The 26,512-nt window shown below is 67.4% G+C and carries 23 protein-coding genes, 2 tRNA genes and 1 other RNA gene; 16 read left to right on the forward strand and 10 right to left on the reverse strand.

Translation table 11 applies throughout. From position 1 onward, the window contains the following. The first annotated feature begins 48 nt into the window (after positions 1-48). The 8 genes from IHV25_RS04040 to IHV25_RS04075 all read left to right on the forward strand — a co-directional run bounded on the left by IHV25_RS04040 (position 49) and on the right by IHV25_RS04075 (position 10,828). The gene (locus tag IHV25_RS04040) at positions 49-879 is read left to right on the forward strand and encodes a tetratricopeptide repeat protein (protein WP_192533823.1); all 831 of its coding nucleotides are present in this window, start codon (positions 49-51) and stop codon (positions 877-879) included. Then, positions 860-2,233, forward strand: coding sequence for an outer membrane protein assembly factor BamB family protein (locus IHV25_RS04045; RefSeq protein WP_242018780.1), 1,374 nt, complete (start codon positions 860-862; stop codon positions 2,231-2,233). The genes IHV25_RS04040 and IHV25_RS04045 overlap by 20 nt, the downstream gene beginning before the upstream one ends. 346 nt (positions 2,234-2,579) lie before the next feature. Next, positions 2,580-4,088, forward strand: coding sequence for a ribosome biogenesis GTPase Der (der, locus tag IHV25_RS04050; protein ID WP_192533824.1), 1,509 nt, complete (start codon positions 2,580-2,582; stop codon positions 4,086-4,088). A gap of 114 nt (positions 4,089-4,202) precedes the next feature. Beyond that, a complete protein-coding gene (locus tag IHV25_RS04055) occupies positions 4,203-4,532 on the forward strand; it encodes a CGGC domain-containing protein (protein ID WP_192533825.1) in 330 nt (109 codons plus the stop codon). A gap of 214 nt (positions 4,533-4,746) precedes the next feature. Beyond that, a complete protein-coding gene (gene rfaE1 / locus IHV25_RS04060; protein ID WP_192533826.1) occupies positions 4,747-6,234 on the forward strand; it encodes a D-glycero-beta-D-manno-heptose-7-phosphate kinase in 1,488 nt (495 codons plus the stop codon). A gap of 384 nt (positions 6,235-6,618) precedes the next feature. Continuing rightward, complete coding sequence (locus IHV25_RS04065; protein WP_192533827.1) at positions 6,619-7,026, forward strand: hypothetical protein; 408 nt, start codon at positions 6,619-6,621, stop codon at positions 7,024-7,026. Positions 7,027-7,387: 361 nt separating this feature from the next. Further along, positions 7,388-8,386, forward strand: coding sequence for a hopanoid-associated sugar epimerase (gene hpnA, locus IHV25_RS04070; RefSeq protein ID WP_192533828.1), 999 nt, complete (start codon positions 7,388-7,390; stop codon positions 8,384-8,386). Between the two features lie 426 nt (positions 8,387-8,812). Further along, positions 8,813-10,828, forward strand: a complete 2,016-nt coding sequence (locus IHV25_RS04075) for a methyl-accepting chemotaxis protein (RefSeq protein ID WP_192533829.1) — start codon at positions 8,813-8,815, stop codon at positions 10,826-10,828. Between the two features lie 311 nt (positions 10,829-11,139). Here the strand turns inward: IHV25_RS04075 and glyA are convergent, their stop codons facing one another. From glyA to IHV25_RS10410, 4 genes are all read right to left on the reverse strand, one after another. Then, on the reverse strand, positions 11,140-12,432 hold the full coding sequence (gene glyA, locus IHV25_RS04080; RefSeq protein WP_192533830.1) for a serine hydroxymethyltransferase: 1,293 nt from the start codon (positions 12,430-12,432) through the stop codon (positions 11,140-11,142). Positions 12,433-12,513: 81 nt separating this feature from the next. After that, entirely contained in the window at positions 12,514-13,005 is a 492-nt protein-coding gene (gene rpiB, locus IHV25_RS04085) for a ribose 5-phosphate isomerase B (protein ID WP_192533831.1), read from the reverse strand. Positions 13,006-13,137: 132 nt separating this feature from the next. Continuing rightward, positions 13,138-13,362: a DUF6898 family protein gene (locus IHV25_RS04090; protein WP_192533832.1), complete on the reverse strand. Its 225-nt coding sequence runs from the start codon at positions 13,360-13,362 to the stop codon at positions 13,138-13,140. 254 nt (positions 13,363-13,616) lie between these two features. Then, the gene (locus tag IHV25_RS10410) at positions 13,617-14,699 is read right to left on the reverse strand and encodes a transglycosylase SLT domain-containing protein (RefSeq protein WP_242018781.1); all 1,083 of its coding nucleotides are present in this window, start codon (positions 14,697-14,699) and stop codon (positions 13,617-13,619) included. A gap of 299 nt (positions 14,700-14,998) precedes the next feature. Here IHV25_RS10410 and IHV25_RS04100 point away from each other — a divergent pair, with 299 nt between their 5' ends. Continuing rightward, complete coding sequence (locus tag IHV25_RS04100; RefSeq protein WP_192533833.1) at positions 14,999-15,406, forward strand: hypothetical protein; 408 nt, start codon at positions 14,999-15,001, stop codon at positions 15,404-15,406. A gap of 136 nt (positions 15,407-15,542) precedes the next feature. Here IHV25_RS04100 and IHV25_RS04105 read toward each other — a convergent pair whose 3' ends face one another. From IHV25_RS04105 to IHV25_RS04130, 6 genes are all read right to left on the reverse strand, one after another. Continuing rightward, positions 15,543-16,040, reverse strand: a complete 498-nt coding sequence (locus tag IHV25_RS04105; protein WP_192533834.1) for a hypothetical protein — start codon at positions 16,038-16,040, stop codon at positions 15,543-15,545. After that, positions 16,033-16,260 (reverse strand): ribbon-helix-helix domain-containing protein, encoded by a 228-nt coding sequence (locus tag IHV25_RS04110; RefSeq protein ID WP_192533835.1) that lies wholly within the window; start codon positions 16,258-16,260, stop codon positions 16,033-16,035. The genes IHV25_RS04105 and IHV25_RS04110 overlap by 8 nt, the downstream gene beginning before the upstream one ends. A gap of 8 nt (positions 16,261-16,268) precedes the next feature. Next, a complete protein-coding gene (locus tag IHV25_RS04115) occupies positions 16,269-17,885 on the reverse strand; it encodes a fumarate hydratase (protein WP_192533836.1) in 1,617 nt (538 codons plus the stop codon). Positions 17,886-18,021: 136 nt separating this feature from the next. Continuing rightward, positions 18,022-18,699, reverse strand: coding sequence for an SspB family protein (locus tag IHV25_RS04120; protein WP_192533837.1), 678 nt, complete (start codon positions 18,697-18,699; stop codon positions 18,022-18,024). A gap of 262 nt (positions 18,700-18,961) precedes the next feature. Continuing rightward, positions 18,962-19,292: a transfer-messenger RNA gene (gene ssrA / locus IHV25_RS04125) on the reverse strand. Between the two features lie 486 nt (positions 19,293-19,778). Further along, positions 19,779-21,728, reverse strand: a complete 1,950-nt coding sequence (locus tag IHV25_RS04130; RefSeq protein ID WP_192533838.1) for an LTA synthase family protein — start codon at positions 21,726-21,728, stop codon at positions 19,779-19,781. Between the two features lie 296 nt (positions 21,729-22,024). Between IHV25_RS04130 and IHV25_RS04135 the strand changes: the two genes are divergently transcribed. The 7 genes from IHV25_RS04135 to IHV25_RS04165 all read left to right on the forward strand — a co-directional run bounded on the left by IHV25_RS04135 (position 22,025) and on the right by IHV25_RS04165 (position 26,506). Continuing rightward, positions 22,025-22,099: transfer RNA gene (locus tag IHV25_RS04135), tRNA-Gly, on the forward strand. A gap of 67 nt (positions 22,100-22,166) precedes the next feature. After that, positions 22,167-22,241: transfer RNA gene (locus IHV25_RS04140), tRNA-Gly, on the forward strand. Positions 22,242-22,863: 622 nt separating this feature from the next. Further along, on the forward strand, positions 22,864-23,367 hold the full coding sequence (locus IHV25_RS04145) for an ArsR/SmtB family transcription factor (RefSeq protein WP_192533839.1): 504 nt from the start codon (positions 22,864-22,866) through the stop codon (positions 23,365-23,367). A gap of 106 nt (positions 23,368-23,473) precedes the next feature. Then, positions 23,474-23,902, forward strand: a complete 429-nt coding sequence (locus IHV25_RS04150) for a YeeE/YedE family protein (RefSeq protein ID WP_192533840.1) — start codon at positions 23,474-23,476, stop codon at positions 23,900-23,902. Continuing rightward, the gene (locus IHV25_RS04155) at positions 23,902-24,351 is read left to right on the forward strand and encodes a DUF6691 family protein (protein WP_192533841.1); all 450 of its coding nucleotides are present in this window, start codon (positions 23,902-23,904) and stop codon (positions 24,349-24,351) included. The genes IHV25_RS04150 and IHV25_RS04155 overlap by 1 nt, the downstream gene beginning before the upstream one ends. 148 nt (positions 24,352-24,499) lie before the next feature. Beyond that, the gene (locus IHV25_RS04160) at positions 24,500-24,871 is read left to right on the forward strand and encodes a DsrE family protein (RefSeq protein ID WP_192533842.1); all 372 of its coding nucleotides are present in this window, start codon (positions 24,500-24,502) and stop codon (positions 24,869-24,871) included. A gap of 294 nt (positions 24,872-25,165) precedes the next feature. Beyond that, positions 25,166-26,506 carry an FAD-dependent oxidoreductase gene (locus IHV25_RS04165; RefSeq protein WP_192533843.1) on the forward strand — a complete coding sequence of 447 codons (1,341 nt, stop codon included), beginning with the start codon at positions 25,166-25,168 and terminating at the stop codon, positions 26,504-26,506. Positions 26,507-26,512 lie beyond the last annotated feature (6 nt).

Below are 26,512 nucleotides of genomic sequence, written 5' to 3' on the forward strand. Positions count from 1 at the left end.
GGTCATTTTTCCCGCCCATTCCCCTTTTTCTTCGCGAGACCTTGTTGCATGGCCAGGAACCCGAACCCCCCGAAGTCGCCCAAATCTGCCGCCGAGTCCGCGGACGAGGAGATCATTGATCCGGCGGAGGCCGCACTGATTCGCGAGGTCGACGAGGAGCTGCGCCGGGAGCGCATGCTCGCCTTCTGGAAGCGCTACGGGGGCTGGATTTCGGGCCTCGCCCTGTGTCTTGCCCTGGTGGCGGCGGGCTTCAAGGGCTACCAGTACATTGAGCACAAGCGCACCCTTGCGGCCGTGCGGGCCTACGAGGAGGCGCTGGTCAAGCTCGAGCTGGGCGACACAAGCGGTGCGCTCGGTGAGTTTTCCGAGATCACCCGCGAGTATCCTGGCGCCGTGGCGGCTCTGGCCGGTCTGTCGGAGGCCGCCATTGCCCTGGACCAGGGCCGGGTGTCGGACGCGGTCGACCTCTATCGCCGCATCGCGGCCGACAAGGCGGCTGCGCCCCCGTTCCGGGATCTGGCGCGCATTCTGGCCGTCTCCAACGGCCTCGACACCCTGAGCCGCGCCGAGGTGGAGGAGATTCTGGCTCCCCTGCGCTCGCCGCGCCACAACTTCCAGCCGCTCGCCGACGAGCTGGCCGCCTATGCCGCCCTGAAGGACGGGGACCGGGCCGCGGCCGAGGCCCTGTTCACCGCCGTTCTGGGGAACTCCCAGACCGGCGAGCAGGGGCGCGAGCGGGTGCGCGGCGTCATGATGTCCCTGGGGCTGGGTCTGGCCAGGCCCGGCGCGCAGGACGGGCCGTCTGCGGCTCCGGCGGGGAACGGATCGCCTTCGGACACTTCGGGTGGGGAGAACAGCGATGCTGATGACGGGAACTAGGTCGCTTCTTGACAGTTTTCGCGCCCGGGTCTTCCGCCTGGGCGGCGGTGCGGCCCTGGCCCTTCTGGTGGCGGGCTGCGGTGGCGACTCCTGGTTCGGGGAGTCCAGCTTCGAGCCCCACCCGGGCGAGCGGCAGGGCGTGCTGATTCAGGAGCGGGGGCTGGCAACGGCTCCCCACTCCAACCGGCCCGTAGTGCTCCCCGATCCTGAGCCCAACGAGGACTGGCCCCAGAGCGGCGGCTACTCCCACCACGCCATGCAGCACATGGTGGCGGACGGTCCCCTGACCGAGCTGTGGACCACCCGGATCGGCTCCGGCTCCACCAAGCGTGGGAAGCTTCTGAACTCCCCCATTGTGGCCGAGGGCCTGGTCTTCACCATTGACCGCCGCGCCAGCGTGCGGGCCTTCGACGCCCGGACGGGGCGCAAGGTCTGGGACGTGTCCCTGCCCGAGCGGGGCACCGAGGAGCGGGACGGCGATTTCCTCGGGGGCGGCATCGCCTACGAGGACGGACGGATTTTCGCCACCACCGGCTTTGCGAAGGTTGTGGCCCTGGATGCGGCCTCGGGCACGGAGCTCTGGCGGGCGTCCATGGACGCGCCCGTACGTGCGGCTCCCACGGTCAACTCGGGCCGGGTGGTTGTGGTGACCCTGGGGAACCAGACCGTGGCCCTGGCGGCGGCGGACGGCTCCAAGCTGTGGGTCCACTCGGGCGTTGCGGAGAGCACCTCCCTGATGGGCACGCCCGCTCCGGCGATCGATCAGGGCATTGTGGTGGTGGCCTATTCCTCCGGCGAGGTCTTTGCCCTGCGCCTGGAAAGCGGCACCGAGATCTGGGCGGACTCGGTCACGGCGGTGCGGCGCACGGATGCGGCCGGGCTGCTCTATGATATTCGCGCCAATCCGATCATCGACGGCAACCGGGTCTACTTCATCGGCAACAGTGGCCTGATGGTGGGCATGGACCTGCGCTCCGGCGGGCGGGCCTGGCAGCTTCGGGTTGCGGGCACCCAGTCTCCGTGGATTGCGGGCGACGTGCTGTACCTGGTGTCCGAGGATGCGGAGCTTGCGGCCGTCAGCGCCTCGAGCGGTGAGGTCCTGTGGTCCTTCTCGCTGCCGCGGTGGAACAAGGCCTCCAAGCAGAAGGGCGCCCTGTTCTGGATCGGCCCCATTCTGGTGTCGGATCGCCTGATCGTCGGCTGCTCGGACGGCTACGTCTACAGCTTCTCGCCCTATACCGGAAAGCTGCTCGGACAGATCGAGCTCTCCAGCGCCATGGTCACTACCCCTGTTGTCGCTGACGGGATCCTTTACTTCCTGACCGAAAAGGGGCGGCTGGTCGCCTTCCATTAGGGCCCGTCCGGGCGGCTCCGCCCGGTTCCGCGGTCCGCCGTCCACCCCGTTGTGTGCCGCTGCACCCCTGGCCCTTTGGGGCCTGCGCCGCGGTTCCTCCGCTTCCGGTTTCGGACAGGGCAGGGGACGGCGGGACGGCAGGCGGGGCCTGCGGGTGCGAAAGACCGCCGGCCCGGCCCACCGGACGGCGTTCCCGCCATGGAGGCGGACCGGGGTTCCAGGGAGCGTCCCACACCGACTGAGTTCTCCGAGGAGGGGGCGCACCGGACATCCCGGGTGCGCCGTCCCTGTTCGGACCCGCCGATGGACAGAGGGTCCGTCGCGGTCTCGTTTCAAGGAAATACAGATGTTTACCCTTGCCATCATCGGGCGCCCCAACGTCGGGAAGTCCACGCTGTTCAACCGTCTTGCGGGACGGCGCCTGGCCATTGTCCACGACATGCCCGGCGTCACCCGGGACCGCCGGGAGGCCCGGGGCTCCCTGGGGGACATGACCTTCCGCATCGTGGACACCGCCGGTCTGGAAGAGGCCGGGCCCGAGGTTCTGGAAGGCCGCATGCGCCAGCAGACGGACCGCGCGCTCCAGGAGGCGGACGCCGCCCTGATGCTGATTGACTCCCGGGCCGGTGTGACCCCCCTGGACGCCCACTTTGCCGACGCCCTGCGCCGGTCTCCGGTGCCGGTGATCCTGGTGGCCAACAAGTGCGAGGGCGGTGCGGGCCAGGCCGGCCTGTACGAGGCCTACAAGCTGGGCCTGGGGGATCCGGTCCCCCTCTCCGCCGAGCATGGCGAGGGGATGGCCCTGCTGTTCGAGGCCCTGATGCCGGTCTACGATGCCTGGGTGGAGGCCCACGGTCCCGAGGAGGATCCCGACGAGGCCGCCGCCCGCCAGCGCGACGGTCTGGACCTCGAGGCCATCGATGCCCTGGAGCCCGAGGACTGGCCCGACGACCCCTCGGCCCTGGCGGCCGACGCCGATGCCGACGATGCGGACGCCGAGGATGACTACGCGGTGGAGGCCATCGACCCCAGGGGCGAGCGCCCGATCCAGGTCGCCATTGTGGGACGTCCCAACACGGGCAAGTCCACGCTGGTGAACCGCCTTCTGGGGGAGGAGCGTCTTGTCACCGGTCCCGAGGCCGGTGTGACCCGCGACGCCATCGAGGTGGACTGGGAATGGGGCGGACGCCGCTTCCGGCTGGTGGACACCGCCGGGCTCCGGCGCAAGGCCCGCATCGAGGACTCCCTCGAGAAGCTCATGGTGGCCGACACCCTGAACGCGCTGCGCCTGGCCGAGGTCTGCATTCTGGTGCTTGATGCCAACATGCCCATGGACCGCCAGGATCTGACCATCGCCCGGCGGGTGATCGACGAGGGCCGCGCTCTGGTGATCGCCGTCAACAAGTGGGACGTGGCCGAGGACCGCAAGGCGTCGCGCCAGCGGGTGGCGGACCGCCTGGAAAGCTCCCTGTCCCAGGTGCGGGGGGTGCCGGTGGTGACCATGTCCGCCCTTCAGGGCCGGGGTATGGACGAGCTGATGAAGACCATCCTCGTGGTTCACGAGCGCTGGAACCGGCGTGTGTCCACGGGGCGCCTGAACCGCTGGCTGGCCCGCCATATCGAGGGGCATCCGCTGCCCCTGGGCAAGCACGGGCGGCGCCTGCGCATCCGCTACGCCACCCAGGCCAAGATCCGTCCGCCCACTTTTGCCCTGTTCATGACCCGCCCGGACGACCTGCCCGAATCCTACCGCCGCTACCTTGTGAACGGCCTGCGGGAGGATTTCGACATGGACGGCGTGCCCGTCCGCCTGCTGTTCCGGGCCACGCGCAATCCGTTCGCCGACAAGCGCTAGGGCCTGTCGGTCTTTTCCGGAAGGGTTCGGCGGTCCGCTGGGGTGCCGGGCCCAATCCCATGGGCTCGGGCCGCTGTCGGGTCGGGAGCCCGTTCTCACAGCAGGAGGCATGGCATGGTGAAGGTTGGAATAATCCGCTGCCAGCAGACCGAGGACACCTGTCCCGGGACCAGTTGTTTTGTGGCCAGAGACCACGGGGCGGCCCACTTCCAGCCGCTCGGGGAGACCTCGGTCGTGGGGTTTGTGTCCTGCGGCGGGTGCTCCGGCCGGCGTGCCGTCCAGCGGGCCCAGCTTCTGGCCCGCAAGGGGGCCGAGGTCATCATGCTGTCCACCTGCATGGTGAGGGGATCCTATGGCGGGACCATGACCTGTCCCTATATTGGTCCCATGCGCGAGGCCATCGAGCGGGTCACCGGCCTTCCCATCGTCAACGGAACCCACTGAGCCCGGCGCTCCCGATCCGCGGACCGCTGACCCCGGTGGCCCCAGGGCTCCGGTCCCTGAGGCCGCGATCTCCGGTGCCAGGGTTTCCGCTCCGCCAGCCTCCCGTCTCTTGCCCCCAACCCCAGCGTTTTGCCCCCAACCCCAGCGTTTTGCCCCCAGCCTTTTGCCACCTGTCCTGCACACTGCCCGACGTTCTGAACCAGGAGCCGTCCCGATGACCACCAAAGCCCTGACTGCCATCGTTTCCCGCTTTCCCGAGGCCCGGGTCTTGTGTGTGGGGGATGTGATGCTGGACCGGTTTGTCCACGGAACGGTGGACCGCATTTCCCCCGAGGCGCCCATTCCGGTTCTGAAGGTGGGGGAGACCCGGACCATGCTGGGCGGAGCGGGCAACGTGGTGCGCAACCTTGTGGCTCTGGGCGCCAGCGTGGTCTTCCTGAGCGTGATGGGGGACGACGCCGCGGGGGCCGAGATCCAGAGCCTTCTCACCCGGGAAAAGAACGTGGAGCCCCTGATTGGTGTGGACCGGGCCCGGCGCACACCGCTCAAGGTCCGCTATGTGGCGAACGGCCAGCAGCTCCTGCGAACGGACGAGGAAACGGTGGCCCCCCTGTCCGCCGAGCGGGCCCGCATCCTGCTTGAGACCGCGGTTGCGCGTCTGCCGTCGGTGGATGTCCTGGTGCTGTCGGACTACGGCAAGGGGATCCTGGCCGACGGCGTGTCCACGCGGCTGATCGATCTGGCCCGCGACGCCGGGGTGCCGGTCATCGTGGATCCCAAGGGGCGGGACTACGGAATTTACGCCCATGCGGATCTGATCACTCCCAACCGTCAGGAACTGGCCGAGGCCACGGGCCTGGCCGTCAGCACGGATGCCGCCATCGTCGGCGCCTGCCGGACCCTGATGGACAGCTTTGGCTTCGGGGCCGTTCTGGCCACCCGCTCCCACGAGGGTATGACCCTGGCCCGGGATACGGGCGGAGTGGTGCACCTGCCCGCCGACGCCCGCGAGGTGTTCGATGTCTCCGGCGCCGGGGACACGGTTCTTGCGACCCTTGCCGCGGCCCTGGCGGTCAAGGCGCCGCTCGAGGATGCCTGCCGCCTGGCCAACCGGGCGGCCGGAATTGCCGTGGGCCGGGTGGGAACCGCCACCGTCGAGGCAGACACCCTTGTGGGCTCCCTGCGTCACGAGGAGTGGTCCGAGACCGAGTCCCGCGTGGCAACCCCCGAGGAGGCTCTGGAGCGGGTCAGCCGCTGGCGCCGCCGGGGCAAGCGGATCGGCTTCACCAACGGGTGCTTCGATCTTCTCCATCCGGGGCATGTGTCCTTGCTGAAGCAGGCCAAGGCCCAGTGCGACCGGCTTGTGGTGGGTCTGAATGCGGACGTCTCGGTGAAGCGCCTCAAGGGCGAGCAGCGCCCGGTCCAGTCCGAGACGGCCCGGGCCACGGTCCTCGCGTCCCTGTCGTTTGTGGATCTGGTGGTCCTGTTCTCGGAGGACACGCCGCTGGAGCTCATCGGCCTGCTCACCCCTGATGTGCTCATCAAGGGCGCCGACTACTCGGAGGACCAGGTGGTCGGGGGCGACCTTGTCAAGGCGGCCGGGGGGCGGGTTTTCCTCGCCAGCCTCGAGGAGGGGCACTCCACCACCGCGACGCTGCGCCGCTACCACAGCCGGGCCGAAAGCGCCATTATGGGCGACTGATCCGGGCGCCCGCGTTCCGGATGACAGCACGCGCCCGGTCGGCTTCCGGGGGCGGGACCGGCCTGCGCCCGGCCGGTGGCGGGTCTTCCCGCAAGCACCGTCCTTCCGGTGGGTGTCCCGGGTGCGCCCGTATCTGAGTGACGCGTCCGCAGGGGCTGCCCGGGAGATGCGCCCCTGCCGATGCCGGGGGGGCGGTCCAGGGCGACCGCGTTCCTTCCGCTGTGCGGCGGCCCGTCGCCCCCTGTTCCGGGCCTTCCGTCCGGGTGGGGAAGGGATGGCAGGGTGGGGGAGGGATGGCCGGCCGGGGGCGCTTTTGCATTTCCATGCGGCGAATGGATATCTATAATCACTCCGAGGATGCAACAGCCGTCGGGGGATGTTCTCGTGAGCCGAGCCAGAGGAAAAACCGTGCTTCCCGCTGTGGCGCTTGCCGCGCTGCTGCTCTGTCCTGCCCCTGCGCTCGCCCAGGAGCCGGACTGGAGCGACGACCCGCCCCCCTGGCTTCTGGGATCCTGGGCCGTGAACGGCGAGTGCGAGTCCAAGGTGTCCGAGACCATCCACTTTGCCCGGGGCGGCTACCGCTGGCGCAAGCGTGACGGAAGCTGGGGCTTTGCCCGGGGCAAGTACAGCTACTACGCTCCGGACAGCGTGCGGGTGTCGTTCAAGGTGACCCGGGCTTCGGGGGATCCGTCCCAGGACCGCTATGACACCGTCATCACCAACGAGGGCAGCCGGATCCGCAAGGCGAACCTGGCGGCGGGCTCGTCCCGGTATTACGACCGCTGTGACTGAGGTCGTCGCCTCGACTGAGTCTGGCCGGGTTTCCTCTGCCGTTCTGCTGTTGTTTCTGTCGCCCCGACTGAGGCCCGCGCCCCGGCGTGTGCCTGCCCCCCTCCAACCCCCGGGCCCCGGGCAAAGACGGCGCCGGGGAACCGGACCGCAGAACCGGGCGTCCACCGGGTCGCGCCCGGGATCGGGTAAGGTCGGCCAGGACCGTGCGCCTGCCGGTGCTCCCGCCGGTGCGCCTTTCCATGATCCGGCTGCCAGGCTAAGGTGGCCCTCCGACAGGCCTTCCCGGCCACTCCGCCGGGCGGTGTCCGGCTCCCTGCTTGCTTGCCTCCCTCCCTTCCTTGCTCGAACCCCGGGTGTTCTCATGACCGTTCTTGTTACCGGCGCCTCCGGATTTGTGGGCGCAGCCGTTGTCCGCTCCCTTCTGGCCCGCGGGGAGTCCGTGCGGGCTCTTGTGCGCTCCTCCTCGCCCAGGACCAACCTGGACGGCCTCGACGTGGAGACGGTCCAGGGCGACCTGACGGACGCGGCCTCCTTGCGCGCGGCCACCCGGGGGATTTCGGCGCTCTACCACGTGGCGGCGGATTACCGGCTGTGGTGCCTCCACCCCGAGGAGATGATGCGCGCCAACGTGGACGGCTCCGTGAACATTATCCGCGCTGCGCTGGATGGCGGGGCCTCGCGGGTGGTGTACACCAGCTCGGTTGCGGTGCTGAAGCCCGGGACCGACGGCTCCGTCGCGGACGAGACCACGCCGACCACGGCTGCCGACATGATCGGCCCCTACAAGCTGTCCAAGTTCCTGGCCGAGGAGGCCGTGCGGGGCCTTGTGGTCCGCGAGGGTGCGCCGGTCGTGATCGTCAACCCCTCCACGCCTATCGGCCCCCGGGACGTGCGTCCCACGCCCACGGGGCGGACCATCGTCGAGGCGGCACTGGGCAAGATGCCCGCGGTGGTGGACACGGGCCTGAACGTGGTCCACGTGGACGATGTGGCCGCCGGGCACCTGCTGGCCTTCGACCGGGGGCAGGTCGGCGAGCGCTACATCCTGGGCGGCGATGACATGACCCTTCTGGCCCTGGTCAGCGAGGTCTGCCGCCTGGCCGGCCGCACGCCGCCCCGCCTGGTGGTGCCCCAGGGCCTGATCATGCCCGTCGCCTGGGTGGTGGAAACCCTGGCCCGGCTCCGCCGTCAGGAGCGCGAGCCCTTCGTGACCCTGGATGGGGTGCGCATGTCCCGCTACAAGATGTTCTTCTCGTCCGCCAAAGCCCGCAGCGCGCTGGGCTATGCGCCCCGGCCCGCGTCCGAGGCCCTGAGGGATGCGGTCACCTGGTTTCGCGAGAACGGCTACCTGGGGGGCTGACGGCCTGCCCCGGATCCCGCATCGGGTTCCGGCTGGTTTCGGATCCCGCATCGGGTTTCGGCCGCCCCGCCGTCCCATCGTCCGACCGTCCGACCGCCCCTCCGACTGGCGGTCCCGTTGGTTTTCCACCGTCCGCTCGCCTGTGCGTGGCAGGGGGCGGCACGTCCGCCAGATTTCTGGGAGCCCTATGGGGTCGGGTGCCGTGTGCCGGGCCAGCCCACGGTTCTCGCCCGCTCTTCACCCTTCGTGTGCCTGTATGCGTTTAAAACGGGCGCGACATGTCTCCATGGTTGTTTTTGCCTTTTGGAAGTACTCTGAAGAGGTTATGCTTGAAGCACGCTGACTCGGTGTTCAAGCGGAGCCGTGGGCGCCTGTCCCGTTTTTTCCGGCTCCGTTCAACATTCAACGGGCGAACAGGGTGCTGGAATGAAGACATTTTCCATACGGCAGAAGATCAACATCCTTATTGCAGTCCTGCTTTTTTTTGTTTCTGTTCCGATTATTTCTCTGTCCTCGTACTATCACCAGTCGGATATTCGCAGGCAGCTGGTTGACGGTCTTCTTCCCGAGACCTCCAGAACCATTCTGGCGGCCATCGATCACGAGATCATGGAGCCCGCCCGGGCGGCGGAGTTCGCGGCGCGCAGCGGCGTGCTCCAGGAGTGGATCCGTCAGGGCGAGCCCAATGACGCCGGGCTGGACGCGGTCTATGCCCTTCTCGAGAGCTTTTGCGCCACCTACCACACCCTGGGCGCCAACTTCGCCTCGAACCGGACGCTGCAGTACACCAAATTCCAGGACGGCGTGCGCGACCACAGCTACACCATGACCGAGGAAAACGATCCCTGGTTCCACGAGTTCCGCACGGGCAGCGCCTGGCAGAGTGTGGTGGTCTATGTGGACGATCCGGTGTGGGGGACAAAGGCCTTCGTCAACCGCCGGGTCGAGGTGGACGGTGACTTCGCCGGGGTCATGTCCATGGCGCTGGACATCCGGGATCTGGCCGCGAACCTGGCCCGCACGGTCATTGGAACCCGGGGCCTGACCTTTATCGCGGACGAGAACGGCATCTTGCGTTTCTATCAGGACATCAAGCGCCTGAACACGCCTGTGGGCGCGGTGCTGCCCGCGTACCGGGAGGAGTGGAGCGCCATTACCGCCTCGGACACCCATTCGTTCCGCTATCGCCTGGACGGGGACACGCGCTACGTCTTCACCCAGAAGATCCCCGGTCTGGGGTGGTACCTCTGCACCGAGGCCAGCGACAGCGAGCTGATGCGGAACGTCTGGCGCTCCCTGTTCTTCAGCGCCCTGTTCTCGGCGGTTCTCACCCTTTCGGGCGGACTGATCGGGATGGCCGTGCTGCGGCCCCTGATTGGGCCGCTCCGCCAGACGGCGGACTACGCCCGCCAGGTGGCCCGGGGGAACCTGGACGAGACCCTCGAGGTCCGGGGCCGCGATGAGATCGGTGTCCTGTCGTCGTCCCTGCGGCAGATGGTGGGGGCCCTGAAGAACCGGATCCTCCAGGCCGAGACCCAGGAGCATGCCCTGCGCTCCATTCTGGACCATACCCTGGAGGTGGCGGACAAGGCGGCGGCGGTGTCCGAGAACCTGAACCGGGTGGCCCGCCAGCTGGGGGACGAGATCGAGAAAACCCGCAAGGGCGGCGATGAGCAGTACCGGAGCCTTCAGGAGACCAGCGTGTCCGTCAGCCGCATGGTGGGGGTGTTCGGCGAGATCGCCCGCAGCTCCGCCGGAACGGCCCGCAGCGTGACCGAGGCCCGCGAGGTCGCCGAGACCGGTGCCCGACGGGTGGACAGCGTGATTGCCGCCATCAGCCGGGTCCAGGAAAACGCCGCCGAGGTGCGGGGCTCCATGAACGCCCTCACAGCCCAGACCGGCAACATCGCGGATATCCTGAGCTCCATCACCGCGATTGCGGACCAGACCAACCTTCTTGCCCTGAACGCGGCCATCGAGGCCGCCCGGGCGGGGGAGGCCGGCCGGGGTTTTGCCGTCGTGGCCGACGAGGTGCACAAGCTGGCGGAAAAAACCATGGAGGCCACACAGGGGGTGAGCGCGGTCCTGGCCAGCATCCGGAAGGTGGCGGAGGCAAACCTTGCGGGCATGTCGGGAACCACCGAGGCCCTGAAGGAGGCGACGTCCCTTGCCGCCGCCTCGGGCGAGGCCCTGCGCAACATCGTGGCCGTGTCCAGGGACAACGCCCTCCAGATGACCCGGATTGCCGACGCCATCGCTGGGATGGAGGGGGACAGTGCCGGCATTGCCCGCGGGCTTGACCGGGTGAACGCGATCGCCCTGGAAACGGTCGAGGACATGCGCACGTCCAGCGCCATTCTCGAAACCCTGATCGAGCAGGCTGGGTCGGTTGACCACATCATTCTGGAACTGAAGACGCAGGAGGCCCGCCAGACGTCGTGAGCTCCCGGTCCGCGGGGCTCAGGGCGGCCCGGGCCTGCGTGGGCCCGGTGGGGGCGTTCGGACTCCCGCCGGGGCGCGGCGAGGGGGACGCGGCAGGGCCCCGTGGTGGGGGAGCGGAAGCGGGCAGGCCGCCAGTCGGAGAGGTTTCCGGTTACCTGCGGCCGGCTTCGGGCCTGAACAGGCGTCCGGTGCGCTTTGGTTCCGGGGCCCGGGGCCCGCGCTCTGGCTGTCGCTGGCGGGCGGACCGGCCGCGCGGCCATAAAAAAAGGGAGGCGCCGGAGCGCCTCCCGTCGTCAGGGTGACCCGTCGCCTCAGGCGCTCGGGTAGATGGGGAAGCGGGCGCACAGCTCCGACACCCGCGCACGGACCGAGGCCTCGACCGCGCTGTTGTCGTCGGGGTTGGCAACCAGCCCGTCCAGAACCTCGGCAATCATCAGGCCGACCTGGCGGAACTCCTCCTGGCCGAAGCCGCGGGTGGTGGCCGCAGGCGAGCCAAGGCGGATGCCCGAGGTGACCGTGGCCTTCTGGGGGTCGAACGGAATGCCGTTCTTGTTGCAGGTCATGCCCGCGTTCTCGAGGCTCTTCTCGGCCACGTTTCCGGTCAGGTTTTTCGGGCGCAGGTCCACCAGAACCAGGTGGGTGTCCGTGCCGCCGGAGACGATGTCGAGGCCGCGCTCGATCAGGGTGTCCGCCAGAACCCGGGCGTTGTCCTTCACCGCCTGGGCGTAGACCTTGAACTCGGGGCGCAGGGCCTCACCGAAGGCCACGGCCTTGGCCGCGATCACGTGCATCAGGGGGCCGCCCTGGAGACCCGGGAACACCGCCGAGTTGAGCGGGCGCACAAGATCCGGGTTGTTGGACAGGATCATGCCACCGCGGGGGCCGCGCAGGGTCTTGTGGGTGGTGGTGGTGACCACGTCCGCGATGGGAACCGGGTTCGGGTGCAGCCCGGCGGCGACCAGGCCGGCGAAGTGGGCCATGTCGACCCAGAACATGGCGCCCACCTTGTCGGCGATCTCGCGGAAGCGCAGGAAGTCGATTTCCCGCGGGTAGGCCGATCCGCCCGCAACGATCAGGCGGGGCTTGTGCTCGAGTGCCAGGGCCTCGACCTCGTCGAAGTCGATCCGGGCGTCATCGCGGCGCACGCCGTACTGCACGGCGTTGAACCACTTGCCGGACATGGCCATGCCCGCGCCGTGGGTCAGGTGCCCGCCGGCGGCCAGGCTCATGCCCATGATGGTCTCGCCGGGCTTCACGAGCGCCAGCATGACCGCGCCGTTGGCCTGGGCGCCGGAGTGGGGCTGCACGTTGACGTACTCGGCGCCGAACAGGGCCTTGGCCCGCTCGATGGCGAGCTCTTCCGTCACGTCGACCTCCTCGCAGCCGCCGTAGTAGCGCTTGCCCGGGTAGCCCTCGGCGTACTTGTTGGTCAGGACCGAGCCGGCCGCCTCGAGCACCGCTTTCGAGACGATGTTCTCGGAGGCAATCAGCTCGATCTGGCCCTGCTCGCGGGTCAGCTCGCCTTCAAGGGTGCGGGCCACGGCCGGGTCGGTTTCGGTAACGCTGGCGGTGAAGTAGCCGGACCAGGGAGTATAAGAGCTCATGTTCGGATGTTCCGTTTACTGCTGGGTGAAATGAACTGCACGTGGGAGGGAAGGGGGCGCCGCGCGCCCGTGTGTCGGGGCTCAGGGGGTGCCGGAGGGGGCGCCCAGTTTCTCCACGCGCCGGGCGTGGCGGCCTCCCTCGAAGGGCGTTGCAAGGAAGATGTCCAGGCATTCCTTTGCGACCTCGGGGCCTGTGGTGCGCCCGCCCAGGACCAGGACGTTGGCGTTGTTGTGGGCCCGGGCCATGCGTGCGCCGTAGGCGTCGTGGACCAGGGCTCCGCGCATGTCCGCATGCCGGTTCAGCGCGATGGAAATTCCTATTCCGGTCCCGCACAGGAGAACGCCGATCGTGGCGGTTCCCTTTCGCAGGGTCTTGACCAGCTGTTCGGCCACGTCCGGGTAGTCCACGGACTGTCCGGGCTCGGTCCCCAGGTCGATGACCGGGTAGCCCTGTCCCTGGAGATGGTCGATCAGAACCTGCCGCAGTTCAACGGCTCCGTGGTCCGAGGCAAAGGCGACGGTGGGGCGGGCCGGGGTTCCTGCGCAGCCGCAGGAGGCGTCATGAGGCGTCATTGCGCATTTTCCTGTCTGGGGGCCCCCTCGGGGCCGGGCGGGAAAGTGTCAGGACTGTCTAGCACAGCCGGTGGTCCGGTTCCAGGGATTCAGCGGGGCGGATCCGTGTGCGGCGCGCGGTGCCGGAGGTGCTCACCGTCCGCCGCTCTCGCGGTGCTTCTGGAGAACCCAGGCCAGCTTGCGGGCCGCATTTTCCTTGATGGTGTCCTCCCGCGCCCATGAGGGCATGATGCTCACCGCCTCGATCCCGGTTTTGGGGTCAATGGCGGCCACGCGCAGGTAGCGCCCGTTGGGGCGGATCTCGTAGAGCACCTCGTCCGGCATGGGCGGCGGGGGGCGGTTGGCGGGGGTGGACATGGCGTTGGTCTCCGTCTGGGCGGGTGAGCGCGTCTGTGTGCGTCTGGGGCCCCGCTGGGTCCGTGTGGTCCGGGGGCGGTTGGCTCCGGAGAGGCGGCGGCGGCGGGGCCCGAGCGGCGTCGGATGGGGCTGCCTGCCGGGTGTGGGCTGCCGGGTGTGGGCGGCCGGGGCCGGGTGGGGCGGGGGTGGTGCGGCCGGGTGGTCTTGGACCCCGCAAAAGCCCGGGGCCTCGCCCGGATGGTCTGTCAGGCAGGCTAGCCGGAGGGGCTCCGCGAGGCATCCTGTTTCCGGCGGTACCAGTCCTCCAGAACCCGTGAGCGCCATTGTTCTGCTTTTTCCCTGGAAACGCGAGCCTCCTCATCCAGCTGTCGGGCTTTTTCCAGTTGCTCCCGGTTCCGGTCGCGCCCGGCGGCCCAGTCGGGTGTGGAACCGGCGGCGGGTGCGGCGCCTGCGGGCAGTCGGGTGTCCGGGGCGCGGGACTCCGGTGCGTTGCCCGGCGCTGCCTCCGGCGCGTTGCCGGGTTGCTCATGCGGCGCGGGGGCGGGAACCAGATGGATCGGTCCCGTCGGGGCGGGGGCCAGCCCGCCGTTGCCCCCGTAGGTCGCCATGTATTCCCGTGCGCGGCTTTCCGTGTGGGTCCGGTAGCGCTCCAGGGTGTCCGCGCTCACTCCCGCATCATAGCCCTGCCAGGTGTCCTTGAGCGTCCAGGACGGACGGCCCCGGGGCGGGGCGGGAGCAATGCCCCGGGTCAGGGCCTGGCGGCGCGGTGCCGATTCCTCCACCTCGTCGAGAGCACTCAGCAACTTGCCTGCGTAGCGTTCGGCGTGAACCGGCGTGCGGGAGTGGTAGGCGGTCATGGACCGGGCCCAGGACCGGGTCTCCCCGTACAGGCGGTTCAGGAAAACCACCGCGTACGCCACGTTCGAGGCCGGGTCCAGGGCCTCCTCAATGCTGCGGAAGGCCTTTCCGTGAAAATGGAGGTTGACCTGCATGCACCCCACGTCGATATTCGTCACCCCTTTGGCCCGCAGGGCGGCAATGTGCGCGAGCGCCTGCTCCCGGGTGTCAAAGAAACGTCCGTCATTTCCGGTGGTTACCGTCCAGGGCCAGGCGATCCGAGCCCCGAGGCTTTTGTTCCAGCGTCCGGACTCGACCAGCGAGATGGCGGTCAGCATGTGGGGCGGAAATCCCGCCTGCCGGTTGTGGTGCTCGGTCTGGGCGGCACAGACGGCCTCAGGCGGGGTCCGGGCCGCGCAGGGCAGGGCCACTGCCAGGCTCGCCCCGCAGAACGCAAAACCATAAAGGAGAGACCGTCCGCCAACGGCTGTTCGACCCATGTCTGCCACCTCGCACGCCACAGGCTTGACTATAGGTCTCGCAGCCCGGTGCAACAACCCCGAAGCCTCTCGTCCGGGCCACCGTGTTTTCGGGCACAGGTCTTGAGGAACTGTGTATCGGCCACCCGTTTCAGGGGAAGAGGGGCGCCCCGAAGAAACTATTGTGACTCATTGGGAAGGAAAATAGAGCAATTGTCCTATTTTTCTGTTTACAGCCTCGATTCGCGCGGGCAGATTATACAAAGGGTGCGCCCTTTTGTAGAAAAACCCCGTTAACTATTCATTAAGATCTGGATGCCATGAAGAAATCAATTCCGCTGCTCGGCCTTTTTGGGGTTTTTTGTGCCGTTTCGTCGTTTTCGCTGGCTAACCAGGAAGCGATTGTAACCCTGGGCAACGACTATCACCTCTGTTACACGTCCTCGCGCAGCGTGGACCGGGCCAGCGATGTTCTGGATATCCGTGTTTACTGGAAGGGCACCCTTGTCCAGACCATCGAGGAGGTTCTGCCGGTGGAGGATCCGGCGTCGGCTCCGGTCCGTCCGGTCATTCAGGCCCGGGACATGGACCAGGACGGCCGCATGGATTTCGTGGTCGCTCCGGAGGGCGGTGAGGCCCAGAGCCCCCGCAGTGTTTTTCTGTTTGACCCGGCCCGGGAGGCCTTCCGTCGGGACACCGGTGCGGTGACCGCCGCTGCGGACAACTGAGTATCCTCTTCCACGGCGGGGAGCGGGGCTTTCCGCTGTGTAGCCTGTGTGTGAGCCCGGTGCTGGTACGGCACCGGGCTTTTTTGCGTCTTCCGCATGGCCGCGCGGGTCGCCCGCCATCCGCCGTCTGCCGCCTTTAGCGCAGGGGGCCGGTCTGCTTCCCGCTTCGGGCATCTTTCCAGGCAAAGTAGCCGGCCAGGCGCTCGGCCCAGGGGCCGATGGACGGTGTGGCCGCGGGGGGCTGTCTGGCGGCGCCCAGAAAGGCAAGGCGCGCCTGGAGGGGGTGCATGGCCTCGTAGTCCTTGATGCGGCCCTCGAAAAAGGTCGCAAGGCGCCGGTCCTCGTCGCGTCCGGCTGCGGTGGCGGCCTCGCGCAGGAGGCCCCAGGTCTGCGTGGAGGCGGGCCAGGCCTGAAGGCTCTCCCGGGCCAGGGCAATGGCCGTGTCGGGATTGTGCGCTGCCAGGGCCGCGCGGGCCCGGTCGGCAAGCGCGCGGGCGCGGGGGTTGTCGAAATCGGTCGGGACGGGAGCACCGCGGTCCGGCCGGGAGGTGCTGCAGGCTCCGACAGCCAGCACCAGGGGCAGGGCCCCCAGTGCAAACAACACCCCGCGTCGCGAAACGGGTGTGTCAGGCATGCGGGCTGCTGCCCTTTCTGTAGTGGTTGAGAACAAAAACACGTATGGCGCTCGAGAGAGACCCCGTGCGGTTCGCGTCGATTTCGGCCACCAGGGCCGGCACCTTCAGCCCGCGCTCCCGGGCGATGTCCTGGAGCGCGTGCCAGAAGGAATCCTCAAGCGAAACGCTCGTCGAGTGTCCGGAAATGACCATCGAGCGCTTTTTTACCGATCCATCCATTGTGGTCCTCAGAGTTGTCTGAAGAAATCGTTGCCCTTGTCATCCACAATGATGAATGCCGGGAAGTCCTTGACCTCGATCTTCCAGATCGCCTCCATGCCCAGTTCCGGGAATTCGAGAACCTCGACCTTCCGGATGCTCTCGAGGGCCAGCTGGGCTGCCGCGCCGCCGATGGAGCCAAGGTAGAAGCCGCCGTATTTGCGGCAGGCGTCCGTCACCATCTGGGAGCGGTTCCCCTTGGCGATCATCACCATGGAGCCGCCGTGGCTCTGGAACAGGTCCACGTAGGCGTCCATGCGCCCGGCCGTGGTCGGGCCGAAGGAGCCGGAGGCATAGCCCTCGGGGGTCTTGGCCGGACCCGCGTAGTAGACCGCCATGTTTTTGAAGTACTCGGGCAGGCCCTCGCCCCGGTCCAGACGCTCCTTGAGCTTGGCGTGGGCAATGTCCCGGGCCACGATCATGGGGCCGGACAGGGACACCCGCGTGCGCACGGGATAGCGCGACAGGGTGGCGCGGATCTCGTCCATCGGGCGGGACAGGTCGATCTGCACCACGTCGTCCGAGAGCGTGTCGGTCTTCACGTCCGGCAGGAGGCGCGCCGGGTCGCGGTCCAGCTTCTCGAGGAAGACACCCTCGGGCGTGATCTTGGCCAGGGCCTGGCGGTCGGCCGAGCACGACACGCCGATGCCCACCGGGCAGCTGGCGCCGTGACGGGGCAGGCGGATAACCCGCACATCGTGACAGTAGTATTTGCCGCCGAACTGGGCTCCCAGGCCAAAGGTCCGGGTCAGCTCCAGGATCTTCTGCTCCATCTCCAGGTCGCGGAAGGCGTGGCCGGTGGCCGAGCCCGCGTGGGGCAGGCCGTCCAGATAGCGGGCCGAGGCCAGCTTGACGGTCTTCAGGCAGGTTTCCGCCGAGGTGCCGCCGATGACAATGGCCAGGTGGTAGGGCGGGCAGGCCGAGGTGCCGAGGGAATCCAGGTTGTCCGCCACAAAGCGCAGCAGGCTGTCCGGATTGAGGAGCGCCTTGGTCTGCTGGTGGAGGAAGACCTTGTTGGCCGAGCCGCCACCCTTGGCCATGAACATGAAGCGGTACTCGTTGCCGGCGGTGGCGTACAGGTCGATCTGGGCCGGCAGGTTGTTGGCCGTGTTCACCTCGTCATACATGGTGAGGGGCGCAAGCTGGGAGTAGCGGAGGTTCAGTCCGGTGTAGGCGTCCGCCACGCCCTGGGTGAGGCACACAGCGTCACTGCTTCCGGACAGGACGTTTTGTCCCTTCTTGCCCATGATGATGGCGGTTCCCGTGTCCTGGCACATGGGCAGGACGCCGGCAGCGGCCACGTTCGCGTTCTTCAGAAGCTCGAGGGCGACGAAGCGGTCGTTGGGGGAGGCGTCCGGGTCATCGAAAATGGCCCGCAGCTGCTCCAGGTGGCCGGTGCGCAGGAAAAACGAGATGTCGTGGAACGCCTCGCGCGCAAGGATGGTGAGGGCCCTGGGCTCGACCACAAGCATCTCCTGTCCGCGGAACGTGTCCGTGGAGACCAGGCCGTCCGCCTCCTCAAGGCGGCGGTACTCGGTGGTGTCGGGGGCGAGGGGGAACATCTCGGCGAAGCCGGGATCTATCATGGCTGTCGTCCTTCAATAAGAGGCGGACGTAGGGGACGCCGCAAACAGGATGCGGCCGTGGGGACGCCGCATGGACGGGGTTCCGACAACGGGTGTGTGTGTCCGGTCCTGTGACCGGAACCCCTGGGGTTTTGTGTCAGTGTTTCTTGCGAAAGCTGTCGAAGGCAACCACGTTGCTTCCGCCCGGGCTGCTTCCAGGGTCGTCCGGATCCTCCGGGCCGTCCTCCGGGGCCGGTTTTCCGGCCGGTGCTTTCTTTTTTGTGTCTCGCCGGGAGGAGTCCTCCTCCTGGAGCTCGCCCACCAGAACCTGGAGCGCATCGCGGATACTCCGCGCGCGGTCGCGGCGGTCCTCGTCGCTTTCCGAGCAGGCGTCGGGATCGGTGGGGCTTTCGTCTCCGTCACCGTCGTCATCGTCGACGATCTGGCCGTCGGGCAGAAGCACGTGAAACTGGAGACCGAAGTTCGCGTGCGGATCCACAAAGGCGGTGATGGAGTCAAAGGGGATGGTGAGGTGCTCGCGCCGGCCGCTGAAGGACAGCACCACGCCGAACGCCTCGTCGTAGACCGAAAGATCCCAGAACTGGTTCTGGAGGACAATCGTCATGGTGTGCGGGTGCGTCGCCTTCAGGCGGGTGGGCAGCAGAACACCGGGGTGGTCGGTCCGAAAGGTTATGTAGAAATGGTTGAAGCCGGGCAGGCCCTGCTTCTCGGTGATGGACAGCGCCTCGCGCACGACGCCACGCAGGGCGTTCTCAACCATCTGGTCATAGGCGAATTCATCAATTGCGTCTTTCACCACCGACCTCGTCGACATCAGACAGGAAATCTCAGGTCCGGGCGACCTGGCAGCGGCAGATGCCGCCCCGCGGACAGGGGAAAAGACCCCGGCGTCCGGTATGCTCGTCCGGTTTCCGGCCTAGAATAACGACTAAAAGACAAGGCGCAAGCAAAGTTTTCCAAGTCCGGGAGACACAGCCGAAGGTCTGCGAGCGCCGCTTGTATTGCGGGCAACACTCTCGCCTTTTTGTAGGGGCGGGTCAGGATCGGGGGCCGGACAGGCCGGAGACTGCGGGAAAGGTGGGGGGCTTCTGTTGCCCGGCGCCCCCCGGGCCGCGCTTACGGGTTATTAAGCCGCAGCGGCGTACTCAACGTTGTCGTTGGCACTTGTAGGTTTCGGCCCGATAACGGCGGGTACCATACCGAACACAACCCAGGCCTTTACCACGCGCGTCGATCCTGTTTCGCCCCCGGACCGGCACGGGCCACAAGGGCCGGGCCGTGAAAATGGTGGAGGCGCCGGGTACTGCCCCCGGGTCCGCTACGCTTATTCCGCAAGGGGTTTAGCGTCATAGCCGGGTATCCCCGGCACCCCCAATATAGGACCGATCCGGTGCGGAACGCAAGCGTCGCCCGGAGACAAATGCCGGGTGTGTGTTGGGGAGGCTCTTGGGGGGGCGTTTGGCGGGGGGCGTTGGGGGGAGGCTGTTCGGGCGCGGGAGGTGTCCGCCGGTGCGCCGGTGCCGGGTCCGGGGAGGGGCCCGGGTTCCGCAAGGGGGGCTGTTCGGGGAGAGGGGGCGGGACAGGCGGGTCGTGCCCCTGTCGCCGTGGGGCTCCGTTTCCGGGGAGCGGCACGGTCTCACGATGTGCGGCGCTTTGCGGGCCCGGCGGTGTGGTTGATGGCGTCAGGCCCCTGTTCCCACTCGATGAGGGCCGCCTGCCGGGCCTGAAAAGGGCGTGGGGAGAGGCAGGCGTATCCTCCTCTCCCCGGTTTTTGTCCGTACTCCTGGACTCGGCCGCTCACCCGCTCCCCGGACCCCGGGGTGACCACCCGCCCTGCGGGGGGCGGGCTGCGCGGCGGCCCGCCTTCCGGGCTGTTTGCCGCGCGGGGCGGGCTCAGAGCTCCTCGGCGGTCTGGGGCGTGTTGGCCTCCGTGACCAGCTTTTCCGGCGAGAGGTCGGGCGAGGGCAGCAGCCCAAGGGTTTCCTGGCGGCCCGAGAACACATCCCGGGTCAGGGTTTCCACCGCCTGCAGCCACTCCTTCTGGGCGGCGCAGGCCTCGGGATCCGTGTCATCAAACCGGCAGACCGTCAGGGCGGGCTTGCCGTTGCGCCGTTTCGGGGGTGTCAGCCCGTAGGCCATGCCCGGGAGGGGGCGAATCCGGGTTTCCCCCGGCGCGCGGGAGGTGATGTCCACCAGGGACAGGTCCGTGTTCCCCATCAGTGAGCGGATCAGGGAGGGCAGGCGGTAGAGGGGCATGTCCCCGAGCACCAGGGGGCCCTTCTTGCCGTCGATCACGATCAGGGGCGTGGCGGAGACGGTCCGGAACATGGAATCCGTGAAGTCCGAGCGGCTGGATTCCAGAAGTCCCGACTCCGTGTAGCCTCCGAAGTTGGGGCCCAGGAAGGGCAGGTGGTCGCCAAAGGCCACGATCAGCGCGTCCGGATCCCGCTTCTGGACGTCGCGGATGAACTCCATCAGCGCACGGGACTTGTCGTGGACCGTGTTGGCGTAGCGCTCCAGGAGCTCGTCGCCGTTGCGGGCGCGGACCGGCTGCTCCCGGTTCTCGTTCAGGGGATAGTCCAGGTGCCCGAAGAAGGTCACGACGTAGCTGAAGGTCGGACGCTTTGCGTCGATCATCGGGCCCACGTGATCGAGAACCTGCCGGTAGAGGGACGAATCCGCCAGATACTCGCCGTTCATGTCGTCCAGATCGAAGTCGTCCCGGGCCCGGTAGACGTCGAACCCGATCCGCCGGTACGCGTTCACCCGGTTCCAGAACACGGGGATATTGGGGTGGGACGCAATCGTGGTGTAGCCCGCTCCTGCCAGAAGGCGCGGCAGGCACGGAACGTCGCGGGTCAGCCCCTTTTCAAAGAACACCGCGTCCATGGTCACGGGAAAGCCGCACAGAACCTCGAACTCCGCGTTGGCCGTGTAGCCGCCGAACACGGGGGACAGGCCGTGGGAGTAGCCGGTTTTCTTCCACAGGGCCCGGAAATCGGGGTGGAGGGGATCGCGGGAGAACCGGGCGGCCTTCAGGGAGGAGGGGTCAAAGAACGACTCCAGAAGGATCACCACCAGGGTGCGCCGGGCCGGGTTTTCGGCTGCCGTGGGGGTGCCCGCAGAACCGGCCGGGGCGGCGACGGTCGGGGCGCTGGCGGCGCTGGCCGGGGCAGGGGCGGTCTCTGCGGTGCCCACGAGGGCCTCGAACGCGGTGCGGACCTCGGCGGCGACGGGCACATGGGGGCGTGTGGCCCGGGCGCGGCTGCCTTCCTGAAGAAGGTACAGCAGAGGGCCGCGGCTCTCGTAGTTGCCTCTCTGGTTCCAGACCACGTTGCCGTAGGTCCGGTCCAGCGAGGCCACCGTGCGCTCGGCCGGGACAAGGGCAATCAGCGCTGCCAGTGTGGCCAGAAGGGCGGCCCCAATCCGGGCCCGCAGGGGGCGGATGCCAACAGAAAGGACAAGGAACACCAGAAGCAGGGCGAGGATCGCTCCGCCCAGCACGGCCTGCCAGGTTTTCATGATGAAAAACAGGGCCTGGGCCGCAAAGAAGTCATCCGGGAGCACCGGTCCGCCCAGCATGGTGATCTTCAGCGCATTGCCCACATGAAGCAGGGCCAGAAGCAGCGTCATCATGGCCAGCCAGGCCACGCGGTTGCGGCTCATCATCAGCAGGGGGACGCCCACAAGAAGGGCCAGGGCCAGATCGGTGGCCTGCGCGCGAAACGAGAGGTGGACATCCAGGCCGTATGCGACGCCCGCAACAAGAAGGGTGTGAACACCCGCCAGCAGGCTCAGCGGCAGAAGAACGTCTGTCGCCAGTTTTCGCAATGCAGCCTTCATATCGTTGTCTCCGTCACCGGTTCCGTTGATCTGCGCCGGCAGGGCCGTCTTTATCCCGCGGGCGGGCGACGCTCTGCCAGTCACGGCGAACCTAGCGGTTTCAAAAAAGCGTCACAAGACGGCCAGAGGGCCGTTCCTGCGAGACCGTTCCAAAAAGGCGTCTAGCCGTTTGAATAAAAAGCATTTGAATCCAACGCTGAAAAAAGTGCGTCCCGGAAAAAAAAGGGCTTGCGTTCGGCCTCGCCGTGGCTATTATGCCGCTCACCAACGCGCTGGCCCTCGGGTCGGCTCCGGATGCGGGTGTAGCTCAGGGGTAGAGCACAACCTTGCCAAGGTTGGGGTCGTGAGTTCGAATCTCATCACCCGCTCCAGATTTTGCGTTGGGTTTTCTCCCGGTTTCCGGGGGTGTCGGGCTTCCCTCCGGGGTGGTTCGCGGATGCGGGTGTAGCTCAGGGGTAGAGCACAACCTTGCCAAGGTTGGGGTCGTGAGTTCGAATCTCATCACCCGCTCCATTTTTGCGAAGAGCAATAAAAAGGCGTCCTCCGGGACGCCTTTTTGCGTTTCCGGACGGATGCCCCCGGCAGGCAGTCCGGCGTGGGGCCGCTTTGGGTGCCGCCCGGTGTTGGCACCCGTGCCTGTGCCGGTCGCGGTGCCGGTGCCGGCCGGTGCGGCTCTCCCCGGGCGGTAGGCAGCGCCATGCGGCGGCCATCTGCTTCATGCAACGACACCTGTCGGCGCGGCCGTTTCGGGGGCTGGCCCGCTTCCGGTCCGGTCGTTTCGGGGTGCCTGTGCCCGCTTCCGGCCCGGTCGTTTCCGCGTGGTCCGGGCCCGCTTCCGGTCCGGCCTGGCCCCGAATCCTTCTCTCCCGGCGTCCTGTTTTCCGCGGGTTTCCCGTCCCTCCTCTGGTGCTTTGCGAACCGGACCCGGCTGCCTGGCCCTGGCCGTCCTGGTGTCGCGGTCCTGTTCCCTCCTTGTGTTTCGCCGCAGAAATCCCGGGTGTCCCGCCCCTTCGGCCCGATTGGTCTGGCCGGGTGCGCCCTTGCGTGTATATTCCAACAATATCTATTGCATTGTTACGCAATCGATAATATGAAACTGTTTAGGTGCACCGAGAACGCGGAGGAGAATCCGCCCATGGCTCAACAGCCCGAAATCACCGGATATTCCCGCCAGGCCGCGTCTTCCGCGTCCTGTCCCGTTCCTGCGGGCCCGGCTTCCGTGCACCGGCCTCAAGCCCGTTCGCACCCGGTGGCCGCCCCGTCCGCATCCGCTGCGGGGAGCCGTCCTGACCGGTCTGCGGATCAGGCCGCCCCGTCTCCCGAATCCAGTCCCCTTCAGGCCCGGCTTGACGAGGCCCTTGCCTTTCTCAAGCGGCTGTCCAATCCGGACCGGCTGCTGATTGCGTGCACCCTGGTGAACGGGGAGCGCTCGGTTGGCGAGCTTGAGGAGTGTCTCGGGATCCGCCAGCCCGGGCTCTCGCAGCAGATTGCGGCGCTGCGAAAGGCCGGCCTGATTGCCGGGCGCCGGGAGGGAAAGCAGGTTTTCTATCGCCTGGCTGATTCCCGCGTCGAGACGGTCATGCACACCATGCACGCCCTGTTCTGCCAGGACCAGCAGCCCGCCCACGGAGAGAGATGATGCCCACCACGACACGAACACCCGGGCGGTCTGTCCGATCCTGCCCGACGACTTTCAGACAGCGGCCCCCCGGGGCGGCGCCCGGTACGATGGAAGGCGGTGCCCGATGACCGAGTTCACTCCCTGGATGTCCCTTGTGGGCGGCATGTTCATTGGTCTCTCGGCGGTGACCCTGATGGCGCTGCACGGCCGCATTGCCGGGCTCTCCCACATTCTGGCGGGAGCGGTTTTGCCCTCGCAGTCCCTTCGGGGCTGGAGGATCGCCTTCCTTGTGGGCGCCGTGGCGGCTCCGCTGGCCCTGTCCAGTGTCCCCGGGGTCACGATTCCCTTCAGCAGCGCCACACCCCTGCCCTGGCTGATCTTCGGCGGCGTTCTGGTGGGAATCGGTGTCCAGCTGGGATCGGGCTGCACCTCGGGACACGGGGTTTGCGGTCTGGCCCGTTTCTCCACCCGCTCGGTTGTGGCAACCCTGTGCTTCATGGCCACCACCGCTGCCACCGTGTTCGTTGTCCGCCACGTTTTCGGAGGTTTTTGATGCCCGCACTCGCCTTCGCCCTGCTCGCCGGTCTGCTGTTCGGTACGGGTATTGCCCTGTCGGGGATGATCAACCCGGCCAAGGTGCTGAATTTCTTCGACGTGGCCGGAACCTGGGATCCGTCTTTGGCGGTTGTCATGGGAGGCGCGCTGGTGGTGACCGCGGTCGGCTACCGCCTTGTGATGCGTCGCCCGGCGCCGGTCTTCGATGTCCGCTTCCACCTGCCGACCCGCAGGCAGATCGACGTGCCGCTGGTGGCGGGGGCCTCGATCCTGGGGATCGGCTGGGGAATCGCAGGCTTCTGCCCCGGGGGATCGGTTCCCGCTGTGGGCCTTCTGGAGCCCGATGCCTTTGTTTTCGTGGCGTCCATGGTGGCGGGGATCGCGTTCTCGCGGTTTGCGCTCCAACCCGGCGCCCAGACTCTCGAGCCCCGGAAGACCACGTCCTGAGGGACGGGGTACCGGGGGATCCGCACACCGGGTGGTCGGTTCCGGCCAATCCCGGCTTCCTGCTCCGGACGGACGCCTGTGCTGGCGGCTGTCACGGTCTGACGGTTAACCTGAACGAGCGCACTGCTCTCTTTATTAGGAGTTCCCCATGCAGCCTGCCGATTTCGTAACAACGGTGTTTGACGGCAAAGCGAACCCGGAAAAAGTCACGGTGGCCTTCACCGTGGCCCTGAATGCCCTGAAAAAGGGGCACAGCACCATGATGCTTCTGATGCTTCAGGCGGTGGAGCTGGGGGTTCCGGGAGCGACGGACGGCATGGACATCGGTGCGCCCTTCGCGCCGGTCTCGGATCTTCTGAAGGAGTACCGCGCCCTGGGTGGCCGGGTTGGAATCTGCTACTCGTGCATGATTCACAACGGCTTCACCGAGGAGCAGATGGTTCCCGAGTACGAGATCGTCAAGGTGCCGCAGGTTGTGGATTTCCTTGTCGGCTCGAAGGGCTCGCTTCAGATTACCTGACGGCTGGCCGGGCCGGACCGGCGGCGGGGTGTTGGCCCCGCCCCGGACGGGCCCGGACCGCCGGCCCGACACGACGCACGCACCCGCCGCTTCCGGCGGATCCGCGTGAGACACCGGAGACAGGGGACGGGTTCGGCCCCTTCCCGCCAACGGAAAGAAAAGGAGGATCCGAACACACAGGACAGGCCGTCCTGTAGCATGAAAACCAGAGCGTCCCGGCGGCATGAATGAACGGGGTCCAGAGAACAATAAGGCACACAGTGTCCTGAGAAGAGAAAGGAACGGGGGTAGATCATGAAAGATTTCCAGTCATCACGACGTGACTTCCTGCGTTTTGGAGCGGCAGTCGGTCTTGCGGCCACGCTGCCTGTGGGCCTTGCCCGGGCGTCCAAAACCAAAACCAACGCCAATATCGTCATTATTGGTGCCGGTGCGGCCGGCACCGCGTTTGCCAACCGCATGGTCCAGAGGCTGGATGGGGCGAAGATCACCATCATTGACGCCCGCAAGAACCACATCTACCAGCCGGGTCTGTCTCTGGTGGCCGCGGGTCTGAAGCCCCAGGAGTACCTGGTGTCCACGACCAGGGAGTGGCTTCCGAAGGGCGTGACCCTCATCGAGGAGCAGGCTGCGGCTGTCGATCCGGTGGCGAAAACCGTCACAACCGCGTCCGGCCAGAAAGTGGACTATGACTTCCTGGTCATGGCTCCGGGCCTTGTTCTTGACCACGACGCCATCGAGGGCTTCTCGCTGGACATGGTGGGCACGAACGGGATCGGCTCCCTGTACGCGGGCCCCGAGTACGCGGCGAAAACCTGGGCGGCCGCCTCGAAGTTCGTCGAGAACGGCGGCGTGGGCGTCTTCAACCGTCCGGCGACCGAGATGAAGTGCGCCGGTGCGCCGCTCAAGCACACCTTCCTGATCGACGACATCGCCAGTCGCAGCGGTGCGAAGGGCAAGTACCAGCTCAACTACACCTGCCCGCAGACCGTTCTGTTCTCCGTGCCCATCGTGGCGGAGAAGGTCCGGATGCTGTTCGGGCAGCGCGGCGTGGCCACCCACTACAAGTACAACCTCAAGGCCATTGATCCGGGCCGCCGTATCGCAACCTTCAGTGCGGTGGTGACGGATCCGGCGACCGGCGCGGACAAGGTGACCTCGGTCGAGATGCCCTGGGACTACATCCACATCATCCCGCCCCAGAGGGCTCCGGCGGTGGTGCGGGAGTCCGGGCTCAGCTGGGCCGACAAGTGGACCGACCAGGGGTGGATGGCCTGTGACCAGGGAACCCTGCGCCACCCGCAGTACTCCGAGATTTTCGCTCTCGGAGACATCGCCGGCGTGCCCAAGGGCAAGACGGCCGCGTCGGTCAAGTGGCAGGTGCCCGTGGTCGAGGATCACCTCGTTTCCCAGATCCAGGGCCGGGAGGGGACCGAGATCTACACCGGCTACACCTCGTGCCCGATGATCACCCGTGTCGGCCAGGCCATGCTGGTGGAGTTCGACTACAACAACAACCTCCTGCCGTCCTTCGATGGCGTGATTGCGCCGCTCGAGGAACTGTGGATCAGCTGGCTCATGAAGGAAGTCGCCCTGAAGGCAACGTACAACGCCATGTTGCGCGGCAAGGCATAGGGAGGA

Origin of the sequence: Phaeovibrio sulfidiphilus, from assembly GCF_014861485.1 — a bacterium.
In the GTDB taxonomy this organism is placed as follows: Bacteria; Pseudomonadota; Alphaproteobacteria; order Rhodospirillales; family Rhodospirillaceae; genus Phaeovibrio; species Phaeovibrio sulfidiphilus.